Source organism: Pusillimonas sp. T2 (genome assembly GCF_002236805.1).
Taxonomy (GTDB): Bacteria; Pseudomonadota; Gammaproteobacteria; order Burkholderiales; family Burkholderiaceae_B; genus Neopusillimonas.
In genome coordinates this window covers 141,251-158,567 of the sequence record NZ_NIQA01000006.1, presented here as the reverse complement: position 1 = coordinate 158,567, position 17,317 = coordinate 141,251, and the positions used below count along the sequence as shown (strand labels likewise).

General features: G+C 55.2%; 22 protein-coding genes. 19 read left to right on the top strand and 3 right to left on the bottom strand.

Annotation, left to right across the window (positions count from 1 at the left end; all coding sequences use genetic code 11):
* The first annotated feature begins 116 nt into the window (after window positions 1-116).
* Window positions 117-428, top strand: a complete 312-nt coding sequence (gene rpsJ / locus PuT2_RS11310; RefSeq protein ID WP_093971156.1) for a 30S ribosomal protein S10 — start codon at window positions 117-119, stop codon at window positions 426-428.
* Window positions 429-567: 139 nt separating this feature from the next.
* Window positions 568-1,344, top strand: a complete 777-nt coding sequence (locus PuT2_RS11305; RefSeq protein ID WP_093971155.1) for a sulfite exporter TauE/SafE family protein — start codon at window positions 568-570, stop codon at window positions 1,342-1,344.
* A gap of 45 nt (window positions 1,345-1,389) precedes the next feature.
* Here PuT2_RS11305 and guaD read toward each other — a convergent pair whose 3' ends face one another.
* Complete coding sequence (guaD, locus tag PuT2_RS11300; protein ID WP_093971154.1) at window positions 1,390-2,727, bottom strand: guanine deaminase; 1,338 nt, start codon at window positions 2,725-2,727, stop codon at window positions 1,390-1,392.
* 322 nt (window positions 2,728-3,049) lie between these two features.
* Between guaD and rplC the strand changes: the two genes are divergently transcribed.
* Genes rplC through rpsQ form a run of 10 tightly spaced genes read left to right on the top strand, consistent with a single transcriptional unit; the run spans window position 3,050 to window position 7,803 of the window.
* Window positions 3,050-3,739, top strand: coding sequence for a 50S ribosomal protein L3 (gene rplC / locus PuT2_RS11295; RefSeq protein WP_173862541.1), 690 nt, complete (start codon window positions 3,050-3,052; stop codon window positions 3,737-3,739).
* A gap of 3 nt (window positions 3,740-3,742) precedes the next feature.
* A complete protein-coding gene (gene rplD, locus PuT2_RS11290; RefSeq protein ID WP_093971152.1) occupies window positions 3,743-4,363 on the top strand; it encodes a 50S ribosomal protein L4 in 621 nt (206 codons plus the stop codon).
* On the top strand, window positions 4,360-4,656 hold the full coding sequence (gene rplW / locus PuT2_RS11285) for a 50S ribosomal protein L23 (RefSeq protein WP_093971151.1): 297 nt from the start codon (window positions 4,360-4,362) through the stop codon (window positions 4,654-4,656). The genes rplD and rplW overlap by 4 nt, the downstream gene beginning before the upstream one ends.
* Window positions 4,657-5,484, top strand: coding sequence for a 50S ribosomal protein L2 (gene rplB / locus PuT2_RS11280; RefSeq protein ID WP_093971150.1), 828 nt, complete (start codon window positions 4,657-4,659; stop codon window positions 5,482-5,484).
* Between the two features lie 12 nt (window positions 5,485-5,496).
* Window positions 5,497-5,772: a 30S ribosomal protein S19 gene (gene rpsS / locus PuT2_RS11275; RefSeq protein ID WP_093971149.1), complete on the top strand. Its 276-nt coding sequence runs from the start codon at window positions 5,497-5,499 to the stop codon at window positions 5,770-5,772.
* Window positions 5,773-6,105, top strand: coding sequence for a 50S ribosomal protein L22 (gene rplV / locus PuT2_RS11270; RefSeq protein WP_199722959.1), 333 nt, complete (start codon window positions 5,773-5,775; stop codon window positions 6,103-6,105).
* Between the two features lie 9 nt (window positions 6,106-6,114).
* Window positions 6,115-6,906, top strand: a complete 792-nt coding sequence (gene rpsC / locus PuT2_RS11265; protein WP_093971147.1) for a 30S ribosomal protein S3 — start codon at window positions 6,115-6,117, stop codon at window positions 6,904-6,906.
* A gap of 2 nt (window positions 6,907-6,908) precedes the next feature.
* A complete protein-coding gene (gene rplP / locus PuT2_RS11260; protein WP_093971146.1) occupies window positions 6,909-7,325 on the top strand; it encodes a 50S ribosomal protein L16 in 417 nt (138 codons plus the stop codon).
* 9 nt (window positions 7,326-7,334) lie between these two features.
* On the top strand, window positions 7,335-7,526 hold the full coding sequence (gene rpmC, locus PuT2_RS11255; RefSeq protein WP_093971145.1) for a 50S ribosomal protein L29: 192 nt from the start codon (window positions 7,335-7,337) through the stop codon (window positions 7,524-7,526).
* Between the two features lies 1 nt (window position 7,527).
* Complete coding sequence (gene rpsQ / locus PuT2_RS11250) at window positions 7,528-7,803, top strand: 30S ribosomal protein S17 (protein ID WP_093971144.1); 276 nt, start codon at window positions 7,528-7,530, stop codon at window positions 7,801-7,803.
* A gap of 164 nt (window positions 7,804-7,967) precedes the next feature.
* On the opposite strand, the gene PuT2_RS11245 is transcribed toward rpsQ, so the two are convergent.
* Window positions 7,968-8,903, bottom strand: coding sequence for an alpha/beta hydrolase (locus PuT2_RS11245; protein WP_093971143.1), 936 nt, complete (start codon window positions 8,901-8,903; stop codon window positions 7,968-7,970).
* A 59-nt stretch (window positions 8,904-8,962) separates the two neighbouring features.
* Window positions 8,963-10,084, bottom strand: a complete 1,122-nt coding sequence (locus PuT2_RS11240) for a LysR substrate-binding domain-containing protein (RefSeq protein WP_254046997.1) — start codon at window positions 10,082-10,084, stop codon at window positions 8,963-8,965.
* Between the two features lie 60 nt (window positions 10,085-10,144).
* Here PuT2_RS11240 and PuT2_RS11235 point away from each other — a divergent pair, with 60 nt between their 5' ends.
* The 7 genes from PuT2_RS11235 to PuT2_RS11205 all read left to right on the top strand — a co-directional run bounded on the left by PuT2_RS11235 (window position 10,145) and on the right by PuT2_RS11205 (window position 17,290).
* On the top strand, window positions 10,145-11,353 hold the full coding sequence (locus tag PuT2_RS11235; protein WP_093971142.1) for a CaiB/BaiF CoA-transferase family protein: 1,209 nt from the start codon (window positions 10,145-10,147) through the stop codon (window positions 11,351-11,353).
* Window positions 11,354-11,426: 73 nt separating this feature from the next.
* Window positions 11,427-12,365, top strand: coding sequence for a hydroxymethylglutaryl-CoA lyase (locus PuT2_RS11230; RefSeq protein WP_093971141.1), 939 nt, complete (start codon window positions 11,427-11,429; stop codon window positions 12,363-12,365).
* 13 nt (window positions 12,366-12,378) lie between these two features.
* Window positions 12,379-13,242, top strand: a complete 864-nt coding sequence (locus PuT2_RS11225) for a fumarylacetoacetate hydrolase family protein (RefSeq protein WP_093971140.1) — start codon at window positions 12,379-12,381, stop codon at window positions 13,240-13,242.
* Between the two features lie 203 nt (window positions 13,243-13,445).
* The gene (locus PuT2_RS11220; RefSeq protein WP_093971139.1) at window positions 13,446-14,144 is read left to right on the top strand and encodes a fumarylacetoacetate hydrolase family protein; all 699 of its coding nucleotides are present in this window, start codon (window positions 13,446-13,448) and stop codon (window positions 14,142-14,144) included.
* Window positions 14,145-14,148: 4 nt separating this feature from the next.
* On the top strand, window positions 14,149-14,787 hold the full coding sequence (gene maiA / locus PuT2_RS11215; RefSeq protein WP_093971138.1) for a maleylacetoacetate isomerase: 639 nt from the start codon (window positions 14,149-14,151) through the stop codon (window positions 14,785-14,787).
* A gap of 83 nt (window positions 14,788-14,870) precedes the next feature.
* Window positions 14,871-16,070, top strand: coding sequence for a 3-hydroxybenzoate 6-monooxygenase (locus tag PuT2_RS11210; RefSeq protein ID WP_093971137.1), 1,200 nt, complete (start codon window positions 14,871-14,873; stop codon window positions 16,068-16,070).
* A 44-nt stretch (window positions 16,071-16,114) separates the two neighbouring features.
* The gene (locus tag PuT2_RS11205; protein WP_093971136.1) at window positions 16,115-17,290 is read left to right on the top strand and encodes an ABC transporter substrate-binding protein; all 1,176 of its coding nucleotides are present in this window, start codon (window positions 16,115-16,117) and stop codon (window positions 17,288-17,290) included.
* Window positions 17,291-17,317: the final 27 nt, after the last annotated feature.

Sequence of the window (17,317 nt, the reverse complement as noted above, 5' to 3'; positions counted from 1 at the left end):
CCGTACCGTCGGCGCCGGTGTCGTTGCTAAAATTATTGCTTAATTTAGCGCAATAACTCTTCAAATTAAGGTAAGGGGCCTTTGCCCTTTACCTTTATCGTTCTTTAGGAATCTCCATGAAAAACCAAAAAATCCGCATCCGTTTGAAAGCCTTCGATTACAAGCTGATCGACCAGTCGGCAGCTGAAATCGTTGAAACCGCCAAGCGTACGGGTGCGGTAGTGCGTGGTCCCGTACCACTGCCTACGCGTATTCGTCGCTACGATCTGTTGAGCTCGCCTCACGTCAACAAGACCGCGCGCGACCAAATGGAAATTCGTACGCACCAGCGCCTGATGGACATTGTTGATCCTACCGACAAGACCGTCGACGCTCTGATGCGTCTCGACCTGCCTGCCGGCGTCGATGTTGAAATCGCCCTGCAGTAAGTCGTAAAAGCGGTTGCTGTGTATTCAGCGTAAACGCCATGCCTAGCATGGCGTTTTTATTTTGCCGATCGGCAAAATGTTTTCACCATGACCCTGGGTGCAAAAAAAGCCAGGAAAGCGTTATAGAACAGGTAATGGCATGTCGTTAATTTCCGACCCATGGTTTTATTTGGTGGCTGTGCCCGGCGTGCTTATCGTCGGCATTGGCAAAGGCGGGTTTGCCGGGGGGCTTGGCATGTTGGCGGTACCGCTGATGGCCCTGACGGTATCGCCGGTTCAGGCGGCCAGCATTATGCTGCCAATTTTATGCGTCATGGACCTTACCGGGTTGAAGGCATGGATCTCGACCTGGAATACATCATTGATGATGCGACTGATTCCAGGTGCACTGCTTGGTGTGTTAGCAGGCTACCTTGCCTTCGAATACGTTAGTGATGCTGTCCTCAAGCTTTTGCTCGGTTTGATGGCGATACTGTTCACGCTGAATCACTGGAGTAAACGTTGGCGGACCATCAAGCCCAACAAGGGCGTCAACGAAGCGGTCGATCGCATTCAGGGCGGATTCTGGGCGGGCGTGTCGGGGTTTACCAGCTTTCTGGCCCACGCCGGCGCCCCGCCCCTGATGATGTATTTGCTGCCCAAGCAGCTCGACAAGCGCTTGATGGTCGGTACAGTGACCATATTTTTTGCCATCGTTAATTATGTAAAGCTGGTGCCCTATGCCGCTTTAGGCTTGCTCGATGCCACTAATTTAGCGACGTCGCTGATATTGGCCCCTTTGGCGGTTATCGGGGTCAAGCTTGGAATTTGGTTGCATGACAAAATCAACCCCGTGGCATTCTTCAGGCTGATGTATTTCTTTCTATTTTCGACAGGTTTGAAATTGGCTTGGGATGGTGCAACAGCCTTAGGGTAAAACTGCTGCTGCGGGGCAAGGCCCCACAGCGAAACCGGCGTCAGGTTAGTCAACGTCGGCGGGGGCCACATAGGCCAGGTCGCCCGCAATGTACACCGCCTGGGTGGCACGGTCGTCGCCCAATGTCATCAGTACAAACAACACCTCTTCAATCGAATTGCAGTAACTATCGCGGAACTGCAGCAATGGCGTCGATTTACGATTAAGAACCACCAGGTCCCCATCAAATCCGGTTGCAATCGACCCGATTCGGTCCTCAAGGTAGAGCGCCCTTGCCGCTCCGCGCGTGGCCATGTAAAAGGCTTTGGCGGCCGAAACTGAATACCCGCCCAGTTGTCCCACCTTGTAGGCCTCGCCCATGCAACGCAACATCGACAACGAGGTGCCGCCGCCTACGTCGCTGGCCAGTCCCGTTCTGACGGGTTGCTGTGGGGCCTTGGGTTGAAACGCCCTTTCAAAGTCGAATAAGCCGCTGCCCAGAAATGTATTGGATGTCGGGCAATGAGAAATACTGGAGCCGCTCGAGGCCATGACATCCCATTCTGCAGGCTCAAGGTGAATGGCGTGGCCAAAGATTGCACGCGGGCCAATCAGGCCGTAATGAGCATACACATCGAGATAGTTCTGGCGGTCTGGGAACAGTGACTTTACCCAGGCGACTTCGTCGAGGCTTTCTGACACGTGAGTTTGCATATACGTGTCGGGGCGTGCTTTCCAAAGCGCGCCGGCCGCCTCAAGTTGTGCTTCGGTACTGGTCGGCGCAAAGCGGGGTGTAATGGCGTAATGCAGTCTCCCTTTGCCGTGCCAGGTGTTGATAAGCGCCAATGAGTCATCGAAGCCGCTTTGTGCAGTATCGCAAAGCGCTTCAGGCGCATTGCGGTCCATCAGAACCTTGCCTGCAATCATGCGCATATTGCGTCGTTGTGCGGCTTCGAAAAAACCCGTAACTGAATTAGGGTGTGCGGTGCAATACACGGCTGCCGTCGTGGTGCCCGCGCGCGTCAACTCGTCAAGAAAAACATCCGATACTTCGCGGGCGTAGTCCAGGTTGGCATATTGTTGCTCGGCGACGAAGGTATAGGTGTTCAACCAATCGATAAGCTGCGCCCCATAGGCCCCTATGATTTGCAGTTGGGGGTAATGCACATGGGTATCGATAAACCCGGGCAAAATAACCGCATCGGTGTAGTGGGTGACCGGGTGTCCGTGAACAAGGTGTGCGCCATCGGCGTAGTTGCCCGAAAATGTAATGACCCCATCGTCGATGATAATCAGGCCGTCGGCTTCGAAATGCATGGCCGCGCTGTCGCCGGCACTGAATGGGCTGTCGGTAAATGTGACATAAGCACCACGAATTGCGGTGCGATTGGCAGAGGTCGCCATGTCTGACTCCGTGTTGTTATTGTATGAACCAGCGCAAATGCAGCGCCCGAGATTGCACTTTAGCGCATGCGCAAAGAAATGTGCGGCGCGATGCCAACGTTTCGACCTGACCGTCGCGCATAAACCATTGTGACATTTGCAAAAAATCGGGTTTTCATGTTAAATTGCAAGGCTTAACCAAAAAAGCGTCACTTGGTTTAAACAAGTATTGTGAAACTGCGTACAAGGCGCGTGCTGAATGCATTGCTTTATGTGCAAGCTTTTGTGCGGTTTTTTCACGTAATTTAGCCCCGACCAATCGTAGTCGGGAATGGAGAAAATGATGTCGAACTCGACACCTACGCCTGCCGCATACCGGCTTGGGCTGGTTGGTCGCAAAGTTGGCATGACCCGTATTTTTACCGAGGAAGGCGAGTCCATCCCGGTAACAGTACTGGACGTGTCCAACAACCGCGTCACCCAGGTCAAGTCCCCTGAAGTTGATGGCTATGCGGCCGTTCAAGTTGCATACGGTACACGCCGTGCAACTCGCGTAACTAAGCCTGTTGCAGGCCATTACGCAAAAGCCGGCGCCGAAGCCGGTAGCATCCTCAAAGAATTCCGTCTCGATCCAGCCAAGGCCGCCGAATTTACGGCAGGTGCAGTTGTGGCCGTCGAAAGCGTATTCGAAGCTGGTCAAAAAGTTGACGTCACTGGCACAACAATTGGTAAAGGCTTTGCCGGTACCATCAAGCGCCATAACTTCAGTTCGCAGCGTGCTTCTCACGGTAACTCCCGTTCGCACCGCGTTCCTGGTTCTATCGGTCAGGCACAAGATCCGGGTCGTATTTTCCCCGGTAAGAAAATGGCTGGTCACATGGGTGACGTAACCCGCACTGTTCAAAATCTTGACATCGTTCGCGTCGACGCAGAACGCGGCTTGTTGTTGGTCAAGGGCGCTGTGCCCGGCCACAAAAATGCCGACGTTATCGTTCGTCCGGCCATCAAGATGTCGGCCAAGAAAGGGGCGTAAGCAATGGAACTCAAGCTCCTGAATGATCAAGGTCAGTCGTCCGCTACTTTTGCAGCGCCCGACACCGTGTTTGGTCGCGATTTCAACGAAGCACTGGTTCACCAAATCGTCGTAGCCTTCCAGGCTAACGCACGTAGCGGCAACCGCGCTCAGAAAGACCGCGCCGAAGTCAAGCACAGCACCAAAAAACCCTGGCGCCAAAAAGGCACAGGTCGTGCCCGTGCCGGTATGACATCCTCGCCTATCTGGCGCGGAGGTGGTCGCGCATTCCCTAACTCCCCCGACGAGAACTTCTCGCAAAAGGTCAACAAGAAAATGTATCGCGCCGGTATTCGTGCGATCCTTTCGCAGTTGGCTCGCGAAGACCGCATCGCCGTTGTCGAAAGCTTCGAGCTCGAGTCTCCCAAGACCAAGCTTGCCGCCGACAAGCTCAAAAGCATGGGTCTTGAGTCGGTGCTTATCATCACCGATACACTCGACGAAAACGTTTACCTCGCAACTCGCAACCTGCCTCACGTTGCTGTTGTCGAACCGCGTTATGCCGATCCGCTCTCGCTGATCCACTACAAAAATGTGTTGATCACTAAGCCGGCTATCGCTCAACTCGAGGAGATGTTGGGATGAACGCCGAACGCTTACTGCAAGTTATCCTGGCCCCGATCGTGACCGAAAAGTCCACTTTCGTCGCCGAAAAAAATCAGCAAATCGCTTTCCGTGTGGTAGCTGACGCTACCAAGCCTGAAATCAAGGCTGCGGTCGAGCTTCTCTTCAAAGTCGAAGTCGATTCCGTTCAGGTCCTGAACCAAAAGGGCAAACAAAAACGCTTTGGTCGTTTCGTCGGTCGCCGCCGCAACGAGCGCAAAGCTTATGTTTCGCTCAAAGAAGGTCAAGAACTCGACTTTACGGAGGTGAACTAAATGGCACTCGTTAAAGTCAAGCCGACCTCGGCTGGTCGTCGTGGCATGATCAAGGTGGTTTCGCCTGATCTGCACAAAGGCGCACCATTCGCAGCTCTGCTCGAAAAGAAAAAGCGCGGCTCCGGTCGTAACAACAACGGTCACATCACGGTACGTCACCGTGGGGGTGGTCACAAGCAGCACTACCGTCTGGTCGACTTCCGTCGCAACAAAGACGGCATTCCTGCCAAAGTTGAACGTCTCGAGTACGACCCCAACCGTACCGCCCACATCGCACTGTTGTGCTATGTCGACGGCGAGCGTCGCTACATCATCGCCCCGCGCGGTCTTGAAGTCGGTGCAACACTGTTGTCGGGTAAAGAAGCTCCCATCCGTACGGGTAACACATTGCCTATCCGCAATATCCCCGTCGGTTCCACCATTCACTGCATCGAAATGTTGCCTGGCAAAGGTGCCCAGTTGGCACGTTCGGCCGGCGCGTCGGCTGTCCTGATGGCCCGCGAAGGTGTCTACGCTCAGGTGCGTCTGCGCTCCGGCGAAGTTCGCCGCGTTCACATCGATTGCCGTGCAACGATTGGTGAAGTGGGTAACGAAGAACACAGCTTGCGTCAAATCGGTAAAGCCGGTGCCATGCGCTGGCGCGGTGTACGTCCTACAGTTCGTGGTGTAGCCATGAACCCGGTCGATCACCCGCACGGTGGTGGTGAAGGACGTACTGGCGAAGGTCGTGAACCGGTCAGCCCATGGGGTACACCGGCCAAGGGCTATCGCACTCGAAGCAACAAGCGCACAGACAACATGATTGTCTCGCGTCGCAAGCGCAAGTAAGGGGCGTACATAATGGCACGTTCGATTAAAAAAGGCCCATTCGTCGACGATCACCTGATCAAAAAGGTAGATGCCGCCGTCGAAGGCAAAGACAAAAAGCCGATCAAAACCTGGTCGCGCCGTTCCACCATCCTGCCCGAGTTCATTGGGCTGACGATTGCTGTGCACAATGGCCGCCAGCACGTTCCCGTTTACATCAACGAGAACATGGTCGGTCACAAACTCGGCGAGTTCGCTCTGACCCGTACATTCAAGGGCCACGCAGCGGACAAAAAGTCCAAGAGGTAAGTGATGGAAACTACAGCAATTATCCGTGGCGTCCACATTTCAGCGCAAAAAACCCGTTTGGTTGCGGACATGATCCGTGGCAAATCGGTTTCGCAGGCGCTGAACATCCTGACGTTCACCCCCAAGAAAGCCGCGGGCATTCTCAAGAAAGCCCTTGAGTCCGCAATCGCCAACGCCGAGCACAACGACGGCGCCGACATCGACGAACTGAAAGTCACCACTATCTATGTTGACAAAGGCGAGTCCATGAAGCGTTTCTCCGCACGTGCGAAAGGCCGCGGTAACCGTATCGAGAAGCAGACTTGCCACATTGTGGTCAAAGTCGGCGCTTAAGGAGTCGCAATGGGACAAAAAGTACACCCGATTGGGTTCCGCCTCGCGGTTAATCGTAACTGGACTTCTCGCTGGTATGCAGACGACAAGGCATTCGGTGGCATGCTCGCCGACGATATCCGTGTTCGCGAATACCTCAAGAAAAAGCTGAAAAGCGCTTCGGTTGGTCGCGTCGTTATCGAGCGCCCCGCCAAGAATGCACGTATCACTGTTTACTCGGCTCGTCCGGGCGTGGTGATCGGCAAACGCGGCGAAGACATCGAAAGCTTGAAGGCCGATCTTCAGCGTCTGATGGGCGTGCCTGTGCACGTCAACATCGAAGAGATCCGCAAGCCCGAAACCGATGCCCAGCTTATTGCTGACTCGATCGCCCAACAGCTCGAAAAGCGTATTCAGTTCCGCCGCGCCATGAAACGCGCTATGCAGAACGCAATGCGTCTGGGTGCCCAAGGCATCAAGATCATGAGCTCCGGTCGTTTGAACGGTATCGAAATTGCCCGTACCGAATGGTACCGCGAAGGTCGTGTGCCTCTGCACACCCTGCGCGCCAACATCGACTACGGCACTTCCGAAGCGGCAACGACTTACGGGATCATCGGTATCAAAGTATGGGTCTACAAGGGTGACATGCTGCCTAACGGCGAAATGCCCCCTGAAACCGCAGCGCCTCGCGATGAAGAGCGCCGTCCACGTCGTGCACCTCGCGGTGACCGTCCTGATGGCCGTCGTCCTGCGGGTGGCCGCGGTCGCGGACCTCGTAAGCCTGATGCTGCGGCGGCAGCACCAGCTGAAGGAGAATAAACATGTTGCAACCGTCACGCAGAAAATACCGCAAAGAGCAGAAAGGCCGTAACACTGGTCTGGCTACGCGCGGTGCGCAAGTGTCGTTCGGCGAGTTCGGTCTTAAAGCCACAGGCCGTGGCCGTCTGACCGCTCGCCAAATCGAGTCTGCTCGTCGTGCGATCAACCGTCACATCAAACGTGGTGGTCGTATCTGGATTCGCGTTTTCCCCGACAAACCAATTTCGCAGAAACCTGCTGAAGTTCGTATGGGTAACGGTAAAGGTAATCCTGAATACTGGGTCGCAGAAATTCAACCCGGCAAGGTGATCTACGAAATGGAAGGTGTCAGTGAAGAGCTGGCACGTGAAGCTTTCCGCCTGGCCGCCGCTAAGTTGCCAATTGCCACGACGTTCGTTTCTCGTCGTATCGGCGCTTAAGGAGACCTCATGAAAGCCAGCGAACTCCGTTCTAAAGATTCCAAAGAGCTCCAGACCGAGCTCGAGAGCCTGCTGAAGGCGCAATTTGGTTTGCGTATGCAACGCGCCACTCAGCAACTCTCCAACACCAGTCAGTTGGGTAAGGTACGCCGCGACATCGCTCGTGTACGCACAGTCCTGACTGAGAAGGCAGGAAAGTAAAATGAGCGAAACTCAAAACACCACCAAGCGTCAACGTACGCTGATCGGTAAAGTTGTCAGCAACAAGATGGACAAAAGCGTCGTCGTTCGCGTAGAGCGTCGCGTTAAGCATCCTGTATACGGCAAAATCGTTGTCCGCTCTGCTAAATACATGGCACACGACGAAACCAATCAGTACAACGAAGGCGACACCGTCGAGATCGCAGAAGGCCGTCCTATCAGCCGTAACAAGGCCTGGACAGTCACCCGTCTGATCGAAGCTGTACGCATCGTGTAATTTGGCTTGCAGAGCCCCGTTTTGTGCGGGTGTTCTGCAGTACAACTTACATCACAACAAAAAGCCCGGGGCTAATGCCTCCGGGCTTTTTGTTTTGTCGCGTATGTGTGCGCATAAATATCAGTAACGCCTGGGTTCGTGCCCTGGCGCGTATGGTTTGCGGCTTATTTACTTTTGATTTGCTTGATGGCGGCCGCTGATACTTGCCCGTAGGGGTTGCCGAAGTCGTCCATCATTTCGAAATGGTTGAACAAGTCTGCCTTGATCAATTCGACGGGTTTGCCTGCGGTTTGCATGGCTTTAGCGAAGTCTGCAGTCTGGCGTTTGAACTCATCAGTTTCAAGCGACCCATAGGCCAAAATTACAGGCGTGGTGATTTTGTCCAGATGGCGCTGAGTGCTCATGGCATTTTCGATGTCGTCTGTAAACGGTACATACGAAGAACGTGCCGACATACGTACGGGCTTCAGGTCGTACATACCCGAAATAAGTGTTGCCCCCTTGATGACGTTCGCCGGTACGCCCAGGGACGACCAATCGGTCGTTAGCAAGACGCCGCCAAGGTGGGCGCCAGATGAGTGACCTGAAATGTAGATTTTTTCTGGGTCTATGCCCAGCTTATCGGCATTCTTGTAGATCCAGGCAATGGCCTTGCGCAGTTGCGCTGTCATGCCGTCAAGGCCGATGTCTTGCACGTTGCCAAAGTCCAGAGAAGCGTAGCTGATGCCGTTGTCGACAAACATTTCCGCTGGGAAGTGGTAGTTTGACGCTTTGCCAGCGCGCCAGGCGCCGCCATGGATGAACACATGTAAAGGGGCGTTGTCGGCCTTGGCCCGGAATAAATCGAGCCCTTCGACTTTGTCATCTCCGTACGCGAAGCGCTCAGGGGCACCCAGGCGTTGACGTGTCACGTCGCTGCGCAGGTCGTAGCGTTGGACCAGTTGCTTGATATTGGCGGCCCAGTCTGCCTGGTTGTAGTTGCGGTCGAGTTCGGTTTGTGTGTACTCAAGGAACACTTTGGGCTCGGCGTTATTTTGGGCACTGACCGGTGCGGCCAGGAAAAGGGTCGCACTAAGGCACGCGATGGCTAAACGTCGCATATGGGAGTCTCCATTCAAGTTTTTCTAATAAAAATAAAAATGAGCGCGCTCATTTTGTTTTATGATAACGACGTTTGTGGGCTGGTTGCCGTAACGAACTGTGTCATGTGTTGAACCAGCAGTTTGGCGCTGGGCGACAGCGTGTCGATCGAGCGAACGCAAAGATTCAACTGACGACGGGCCCAAAGTTCGTCAAGCTGAACCTGGCGAATGTTCAGTGCTTTGGCATGCGTTTGTGCGATACGCAGCGGCACAAGCCCTATTCCCAGGTCGGCTTCGACCATCAGGCATAAGGCATGGTAGCTGGCCACCTGAAAACGGCTTTGCCACGCCCGTCCCAGGGCTAACGCGGCACGGCTTAACTGAAGGTTAAGCTGGCTGCCTTGTGGCAGGCCAACGTATACATAGTCTAGCGTTTGGGCAAAGCGCACGCGGTGGGAAGAGGAGAGTGGATGATCCTGAGCGGTAATGATGACAAGGGTATCGTTGCGGTAAGGCAAGTATTCGATACCCGCTGTTTTGCCCACCATTGCGCCGGCGGGCTGCATGGTACTTTCGTCAGCAATCAGAATGCCGATGTCTGCCGCGTTGTCGGCCACCGACTGCGCAATCTCGGTGCTCAGCGCTTCGGTCAGGTCAATACGCACGTTCGGGTGGCAAGACAGAAACTGTTGCAGTTCGGTAGGCAAAAACTGGTTGGTCGCAGACATATTGGCATGGATACGGATGTACCCCTTAACGCCCGATACATACTCGTGCATCTGGAGTGCGATGCCGTCGAGCTCGTTCAGCACACGATGCGAACGGTTGATCAGTGCCTGGCCGGCCGCAGTGGGCAGCAGGCCTTTGTTGCTGCGTTCGACCAGAGCGACGCCCAGAGTGGTTTCCAGGTCGGCAATGCGTCGACTGATTGCGGCAGCGGCAATGTGTTCGCGCTGAGCAACAGCAGCGATGGTGCCGGCCTGCATGACCTGCACGAACAGCTTTAAAGATTTGGGGTCGATCGTCATGAAAATAAAGTCAGGTGTTAACGGGTGCGCAATATCGAGTCCAAGCATAACGGCCAGGTTCAGCGTACCATCGTATTTTGCGATGATGCTATCGGATATGACTGCTTTACCAAGGGTAAATAACAAGGCACCATGTTGTAAAGCGATAGCTCTGGCAGCGTATGCTGGCATCGCCATTCTTTTGGTCCCGGGGTGCACAGCAGCAACCCCGGATATCTTCCCGGAGACGACATGACACAAGCAGAAGCCCAGCCTCTCGCCCTTAAAGGCGTTAAGGTCCTTGAGCTGGGCGCCTTGATCGCCGGCCCTTACGCCAGCACCTTACTGGCGCAGTTTGGTGCCGAGGTCATTAAAATCGAGCCCCCCGGAAAGGGCGACCCGTTGCGTACCTGGCGTAAGTTACACAAGGGTACCTCGCTGTGGTGGTACACCCAAAGTCGAAACAAGAAGTCAGTAACGCTCGACCTGAAGCATCCTGAAGCCCAGGAAATCGTGCGTAAGCTGGCGGCCGAAGCCGATGTCGTGATCGAGAACTTTCGGCCCGGCACCCTAGAGAAATGGGGGCTTGGCTGGGAGACCTTACATGCGCTTAATCCTTCGCTGATCATGGTGCGCATTTCGGGCTATGGCCAAACCGGCCCGGCCAGCCAAAAGCCAGGCTTTGCAGCCATTGCCGAGTGTATGGGCGGCCTGCGCTACGTTACAGGCTACCCCGACCGTGCGCCGGTGCGTACCGGTGTCAGCCTGGGCGACACGCTGGCGTCGTTGTATGCCGTCGTGGGCGCCCTTATTGCCATGCATCATGTCAAGGTTAACGGGGGTAAAGGCCAAATGATCGACGTGGCTTTGTACGAAGCCGTGTTTGCCGTTATGGAAAGCCTGATTCCTGAGTACTCCGTTGGAGGAAATATTCGCGAGCGTACGGGCTCGGCCTTGCCGGGCATCGTGCCCTCCAATACTTACCTGTGCCAAGATGGCAGTTATGTGGCTATCGCCGGAAACGGTGATGGTATCTTCAAGCGCCTGATGGCCGCCATTGGTCGTCCCGATTTAGCCGAAGACCCCGCGCTGGCGCAGAACGACGGTCGTGCCAAGCAAACGGAAATGATTGATGGGGTGATTGCGGCTTGGACGGCGCAGCATACGCTTGATCATATTCTTGAAACTTTGGATGCGGCCTCGGTGCCCTGTGGTCGCATTTACACGGCAAAAGACATCTACGAAGATGCGCATTACCGTGCACGCGACATGATCCAGTCGTTCGAGCTGCCTGATGGCCAGGCCGTAGATTTGCCAGGTATTGTGCCTAAGCTTAGCGAAACACCGGGCCAGACGCGTTGGTTAGGGCCTGAGCTAGGGGCGCACACTGAAGAAGTGCTGGCGCGTATTGGCGTCACTCCGGAACAGTATGCGCAGATGCGCGAAGCGGGGCTGGCTTGATTCGCGTCCCAGGCAGGCTAGCCGGCATATCGCGCAAGTCGGCCTGCGCTGCCGCTAAACACAAAGGTTGACCATGAGCACTTCATCACGCAAAAAACTGTACATACAAGAAGTATCCGTACGCGACGGCTTCCAGATTGAGCCTCGTTTTATACCGACAGAGCAAAAAATTGAATTGATCAATGCCCTGTCGCGCACCGGGTTGGCCAAGATTGAGGTCACATCGTTTACGTCGCCAAAGGCTATTCCGAACCTGGCGGACGCCGAAGCGGTGATGTCGCAAATTGATCGGGTCGATGGGGTGATTTACGCGGCGTTGGTACCCAATGTACGAGGTTGCGAGCGTGCCCTGGCCTGCAATGTCGACGAAATCAATCTGTTCATGTCGGCCAGCCACACGCATAACCTGGCCAACTTGCGTATGACGCAGGCACAGTCGCTTGAACAGTTCCGACAGGTCGTCGACTACATCGATGGCCGCGCTGCCATTAACGCGTCGTTATCGACGGCTTTTGGTTGCCCGTTCGATGGCGAGGTCCCTGAAGCCACGGTGCTGGATCTGGTGCAGCGCTATACCGATATGGGTATTCAGGCCGTTAGCCTGTGTGACACCACCGGTGTGGCCAACCCGGCGCAGGTTGCGCGGTTGTGCGACACGGTAAAACAGCGCTGGCCCGATCTGATCTTGACTGCGCATTTTCATGACACCCGAGCGATGGGCCTGGCCAATGTATTGGCCGCGTTGCAGGCAGGTGTCGATCGTTTCGACGCTTCTTTGGGCGGACTGGGCGGTTGTCCGTTTGCGCCGGGGGCCAGTGGCAATGTGTGTACCGAAGATATGGTCCATATGCTTGATGCCATGGGCTATGACACTGGGGTCGACCTGACCCGACTTTTAGAAATTTCCCGCCTGCTGCCTGAAATTGTCGGCCACGATGTGCCCGGCCAGGTGGCCAAGGCGGGGCCTTATACGCGCCGCTACCCCGTTCCCGACGCGGTGCGCAATATTTAACCGGAGCCTCAAATTGAAAATCTGCCGTTTTAATGACAACCGACTGGGTGTGGTCCAGGGTGACCGCGTATTTGACGTCACCGCCGCGCTCGACGTCCTTCCCGAAATCCGCTACCCCGCACCCACCGTCGACTTGCTTATTGCCAATCTTGACCAGGTGCGTGCGCGCATCGATGCCCTTTTGCCTAGCGCCGAATTTCATGCGGTGAGCAGCGTCAGCTTTCTGAGCCCGGTAGCTAACCCTGGCAAAATTGTTGCTGCGCCGGTCAATTACAAGAAGCACCTCGAAGAGGCGCGTACCGACGAGCAGATTCACCACCAGAACGCCATTCTCGAGATCCAGAAAATTGGTCTGTTCCTGAAAGCGACCAGTTCTTTGGTTGGCGTCAGCGCAGGTGTTGATATCGAGCACCCCGACCGTCGTAACGACCATGAGGCCGAAGTTGTAGTGGTCATTGGCAAGGCCGGCCGCAACATCAGCCAGGCGAACGCCCTCGATCATGTGGCGGGCTATTGCATTGGCCTGGATATGACTACCCGTGGTCCCGAAGAGCGCAGTCTGCGTAAGTCGATTGACTCGTACAGCGTTGTCGGCCCCTGGATGGTGACTTCTGATGAATTGACCGACCCATCGGCGCTCGACTTTGAGTTGACCGTCAACGGCGAGCCCCGTCAGAAGGCCAATACGCGTGATCTGATCCTTAATATCCCGCAACTTATCGAATATGCGTCGTCGTTCTACACCCTGCAGCCCGGCGATATTCTGTTCACCGGCACGCCTGAAGGTGTCGGCCCAGTCGTGGGGGGGGACACCATTCGTGTCACGATGCAGGGCATTGGTGACGTCGAAGTTGCCGTGCGGTCATCCAAACAGTAATCGGTAATTCAGCAGTAACGGCAGGCGTGTTGGGTCGGCATAACTTAAAGGTATTCTTTTTGGTTATGCCTGATAAAAATATTTCATCTTTTCGCGTATACCAAAATAGCCCCAAGCGCGCGTAAAAGACGTATATTTAAAAAAACCATTTAAAACACGTCTGCCGCCCGCAATGGTGTGGCACCCACATTAAAGAGACTGCCATGTCATACGTCGTAAAAGCTCCCGAAATTGTTGCCGTCCCGGTGGTCGGCTCGTCCGATACGTTCCCGGTTCGCCGTGTGTATTGTGTCGGTCGCAACTATGCCGCTCACGCCCGCGAAATGGGTTTCGATCCCGATCGCGAACCGCCCTTCTTCTTCTGCAAGCCGGCCGACTCTGTCCGTCCGGTCGCGTATGGCGACACGCTGTCCATTCCTTACCCTTCCGAAACCAGCAACTACCACTACGAAATCGAATTGGTCGCGGCTATTGGCAAGGGCGGTTCCAACATTAGCGTCGAAGACGCACTTAGCCATGTATGGGGCTACGCGGTCGGTCTGGACATGACCCGTCGTGACTTGCAAATGAAAATGCGTGAAATGGGCCGCCCCTGGGAGCTGGGCAAAGCATTCGACGACAGCGGCCCAATTGGCCCGCTGCACCCGGTAGCGCAATCCGGTCATCTCGAAAAGGCTGAAATCTCCCTTGAGGTTAATGGTCAGGTCAAACAAAAAAGCAGCATCGACAAACTCATCTGGTCGGTTGCCGAAACCGTTGCCTATCTTTCCAAGTACTTCCGCCTCGAAGAGGGCGACCTCATTTACACTGGTACCCCCGAAGGCGTGGGCGCGGTCGTCAAAGGCGACCTGATGGTCGGTAAAGTCGAAGGTTTGGGGGCAATTCAGGTTAAGGTGGTGTAAGGCCATGGATCTCTACACCTTCTTCAACAGCTCCGCGTCTTATCGCGTGCGTATTATCCTGGGCCTCAAGCAGGCGCAGGTTAATCAGGTGCCCGTCAATATCCGTGTGCTAGAGCACAAAAACGACGATTACGTCCAGAAGAACCCCAGCGCCAGCGTACCCATGCTTGACGATAACGGGTTTCATCTGGGTCAGTCGCTGGCCATTGCCGACTACCTCGACGCAAAGTTCCCAGAGCCACGCTTGATCCCGGCCGACCCGGCCAAGCGTGCTCGTGTGCTTGAGCTGGCCAATCTAATTTCCTGCGATATCCATCCGCTTAATAATCTTCGTGTCCTGAAGTATCTGGTCAAAGAGCTGGGCGTGACCGAAGAGCAGAAAAACGCATGGTATGCGCACTGGATTGCCGAAGGCTTCAAATCGCTCGAAGCCCTGCTTGAGCGCGCCGGGTCGCAAAAATTCTGTTTTGACGAGCAAGTATCGCTGGCTGATTGCTGCCTGGTGCCGCAAGTGGCCAATGCGCTGCGCATGAAGTGCGACCTGACCCCTTACAAGCGGGTGATGGCCGTCTACGAGCATTGCAATACCTTACCCGCGTTTCAGCAAGCGGCGCCGGCAAAGCAACCCGATTATCAACCCTGATCTTTATTTAAAATCAGTCAGGTACGTGACGGCCCGATAACGATAGGCTGGGGTTCGTCACGTCTCTACATAAGGTGGACACCATGACAAACACTGCGAAACAGAAAGTGATTATTGTTGGGGGCGGGATCGGTGGCCTGGCCGCAGCCCTGTCGCTCTCGCGGCAAGGTCTCGAAATCCTGCTGCTCGAACAAGCCGACCAGATTGGCGAAATTGGCGCCGGTATTCAGTTGGGCCCTAACGCCTTTGCCGCGCTTGACGCCTTGGGCGTCGGTCAGGCAGCGCGCAATCGCGCCGTATTTACTGATCACACCACCATGATGGACGCTATCGACGCGACTGAAGTGGTGCGTATCGAAACCGGTGAGAAATTTCGCGAGCGCTTTGGCAACCCCTACGCCGTGATTCACCGCGCCGACATCCACCTGTCAATTCTCGAGGCGGTTCAAGACAATCCGCTCATCAAGTTCAAAACCTCCACGCACGTTGAAAACGTCAAAGTTGGCCCCAATGGCGTCGAAGTAACCGACACCAAAGGCGAGGTCTATAAGGCCGATGCGGTGGTGGGTTGCGACGGGGTGAAATCGGTCATTCGTGCGCGCACCATTGGCGCCCAGCATCGTGTGACCGGTCACGTGGTGTACCGCGCTGTGGTAGAGCGCGACAACATGCCCGAAGACCTGCGAATCAATGCACCTGTACTTTGGGCTGGTCCACGCTGTCACCTGGTGCACTACCCCTTGCGCGCCGGTAAGCAATACAACCTGGTGGTGACTTTCCATAGCCGCGACCAAGAAGAATGGGGCGTTCGCGAAGGTAGTAAAGAAGAAGTTTTGTCTTACTTCCAGGGCATTCATCCGCGCCCAGCCCAAATGCTCGACCGCCCCACTTCCTGGCGTCGTTGGGCCACGGCCGACGCCGACCCTGTCGAGGCTTGGGGCCATGGCCGCTGTACCCTGTTGGGTGATGCCGCCCACCCTATGACGCAATACATGGCACAGGGCGCGTGCATGGCTATCGAAGACGCAGTTACGCTGGGCGAAGCTTTTGCCAAAGCCGAAGGCGATCTCGATGCGGCGTTCCGCCTGTACGAGTCGGTGCGTATCCCGCGTACTGCCCGGGTCGTGTGGTCTACTCGCGAAATGGGCCGCATTTATCATGCCAAAGGCGTCGAGCGCCAAGTGCGTAATTTGCTCTGGAAAGGCAAAACACAAGAACAGTTTTACACACAGCTCGAATGGTTATATGGCTGGCGTAAAGACAATTGTCTCGAGCCGCGCTAACATCCGCATTGATTCAACACTTGCAATCTCGGGAGGAGATTTAAATGAAACTGCTGAAAAAAGTAGGTTTGGGCATGGCCCTGGGGCTGACCGCCGCTATGGCCCACGCCGCCGACAAGCCGCTCGACATCGGCTTGATTACGACCTTGTCGACACCTGCCGGTTATATCGGTGAAGATGAGCGCGACGGCTTCTTGTTGGCCGTCAAGCAAGAAGGCGGCAAGCTGGGTGGCGTGCCTGTCAATGTCATCGTCGAAGACGACGGTCTCAAACCGGGCTCGGGCAAGCAGATTGCCGAGAAAATGGTGCAAGACGGCGTTCGCCTGTTCACCGGCATTAACTTCTCGAACGTGCTGGTTGCCGTCGTGCCTACCGTCATGAAGTCGGGTGGTTTTTACGTCAGCCTGAACGCGGGTCCGTCGACATTTGCTGGTAAGGGTTGCGAGAAAAACTATTTCTCGGTGGCCTTCCAGAACGATTCGTATAGCGACAGTGCCGCCATTGCCGCTAACAACATGGGCATCAAGAAAATGGTCATCATGGCCCCCGCCTACCAGGCCGGCCGCGATGCCCTCAGTGGTTTCAAGCGTGTTTATAAAGGCGAAATCGTTGCCGAAATCTACACGAAGCTTGATCAATCCGACTTCTCGGTCGAACTGGCACGTATCCGCTCGCTCGAGCCTGAAGCCGTATTTGAGTTCTTGCCCGGTGGCGCCGGCATCAACTTTGCAAAGCAGTGGGCCAACTCTGGTCTGGGCGAGAAAGTCAAAATGGTCACGACGTTGTACTCAATGGACGACCGCATGCTCAAAGCCACTGGCGACGCCAGCAAGGGCTTTTACCTGACCACCCAATGGACAGCGAGCATGGACAACCCGGCCAGCAAGCAGTTTGTTGAAGCGTTCCAGAAAGAATATGGCCGTCGTCCTACCGTGTATGCCGCAACCTCTTACGACACGGGCCGCCTGATGGCTTCAGCCCTGAAAGCGGTAGGTGGCGATGTCACCGGCAAGGCTGACGAGTTCCGTGCTGCACTGCTTAAAGCAGACTTCGAAAGCGTGCGTGGCAACTTCAAGTTTGGCGCTAACCATCATCCGATTCAAGATTGGTTCATGGTGCGTGTCGAGCCCAACGAAAAAGGCGAGCTCGACTATAAATTTGTCGACACCATCGTCAAGGATCACACCGATCCTTACGTCGCTGAGTGCCAGATGAACTGAAAAAAAGTGTAAAAAATACGCCGGTAA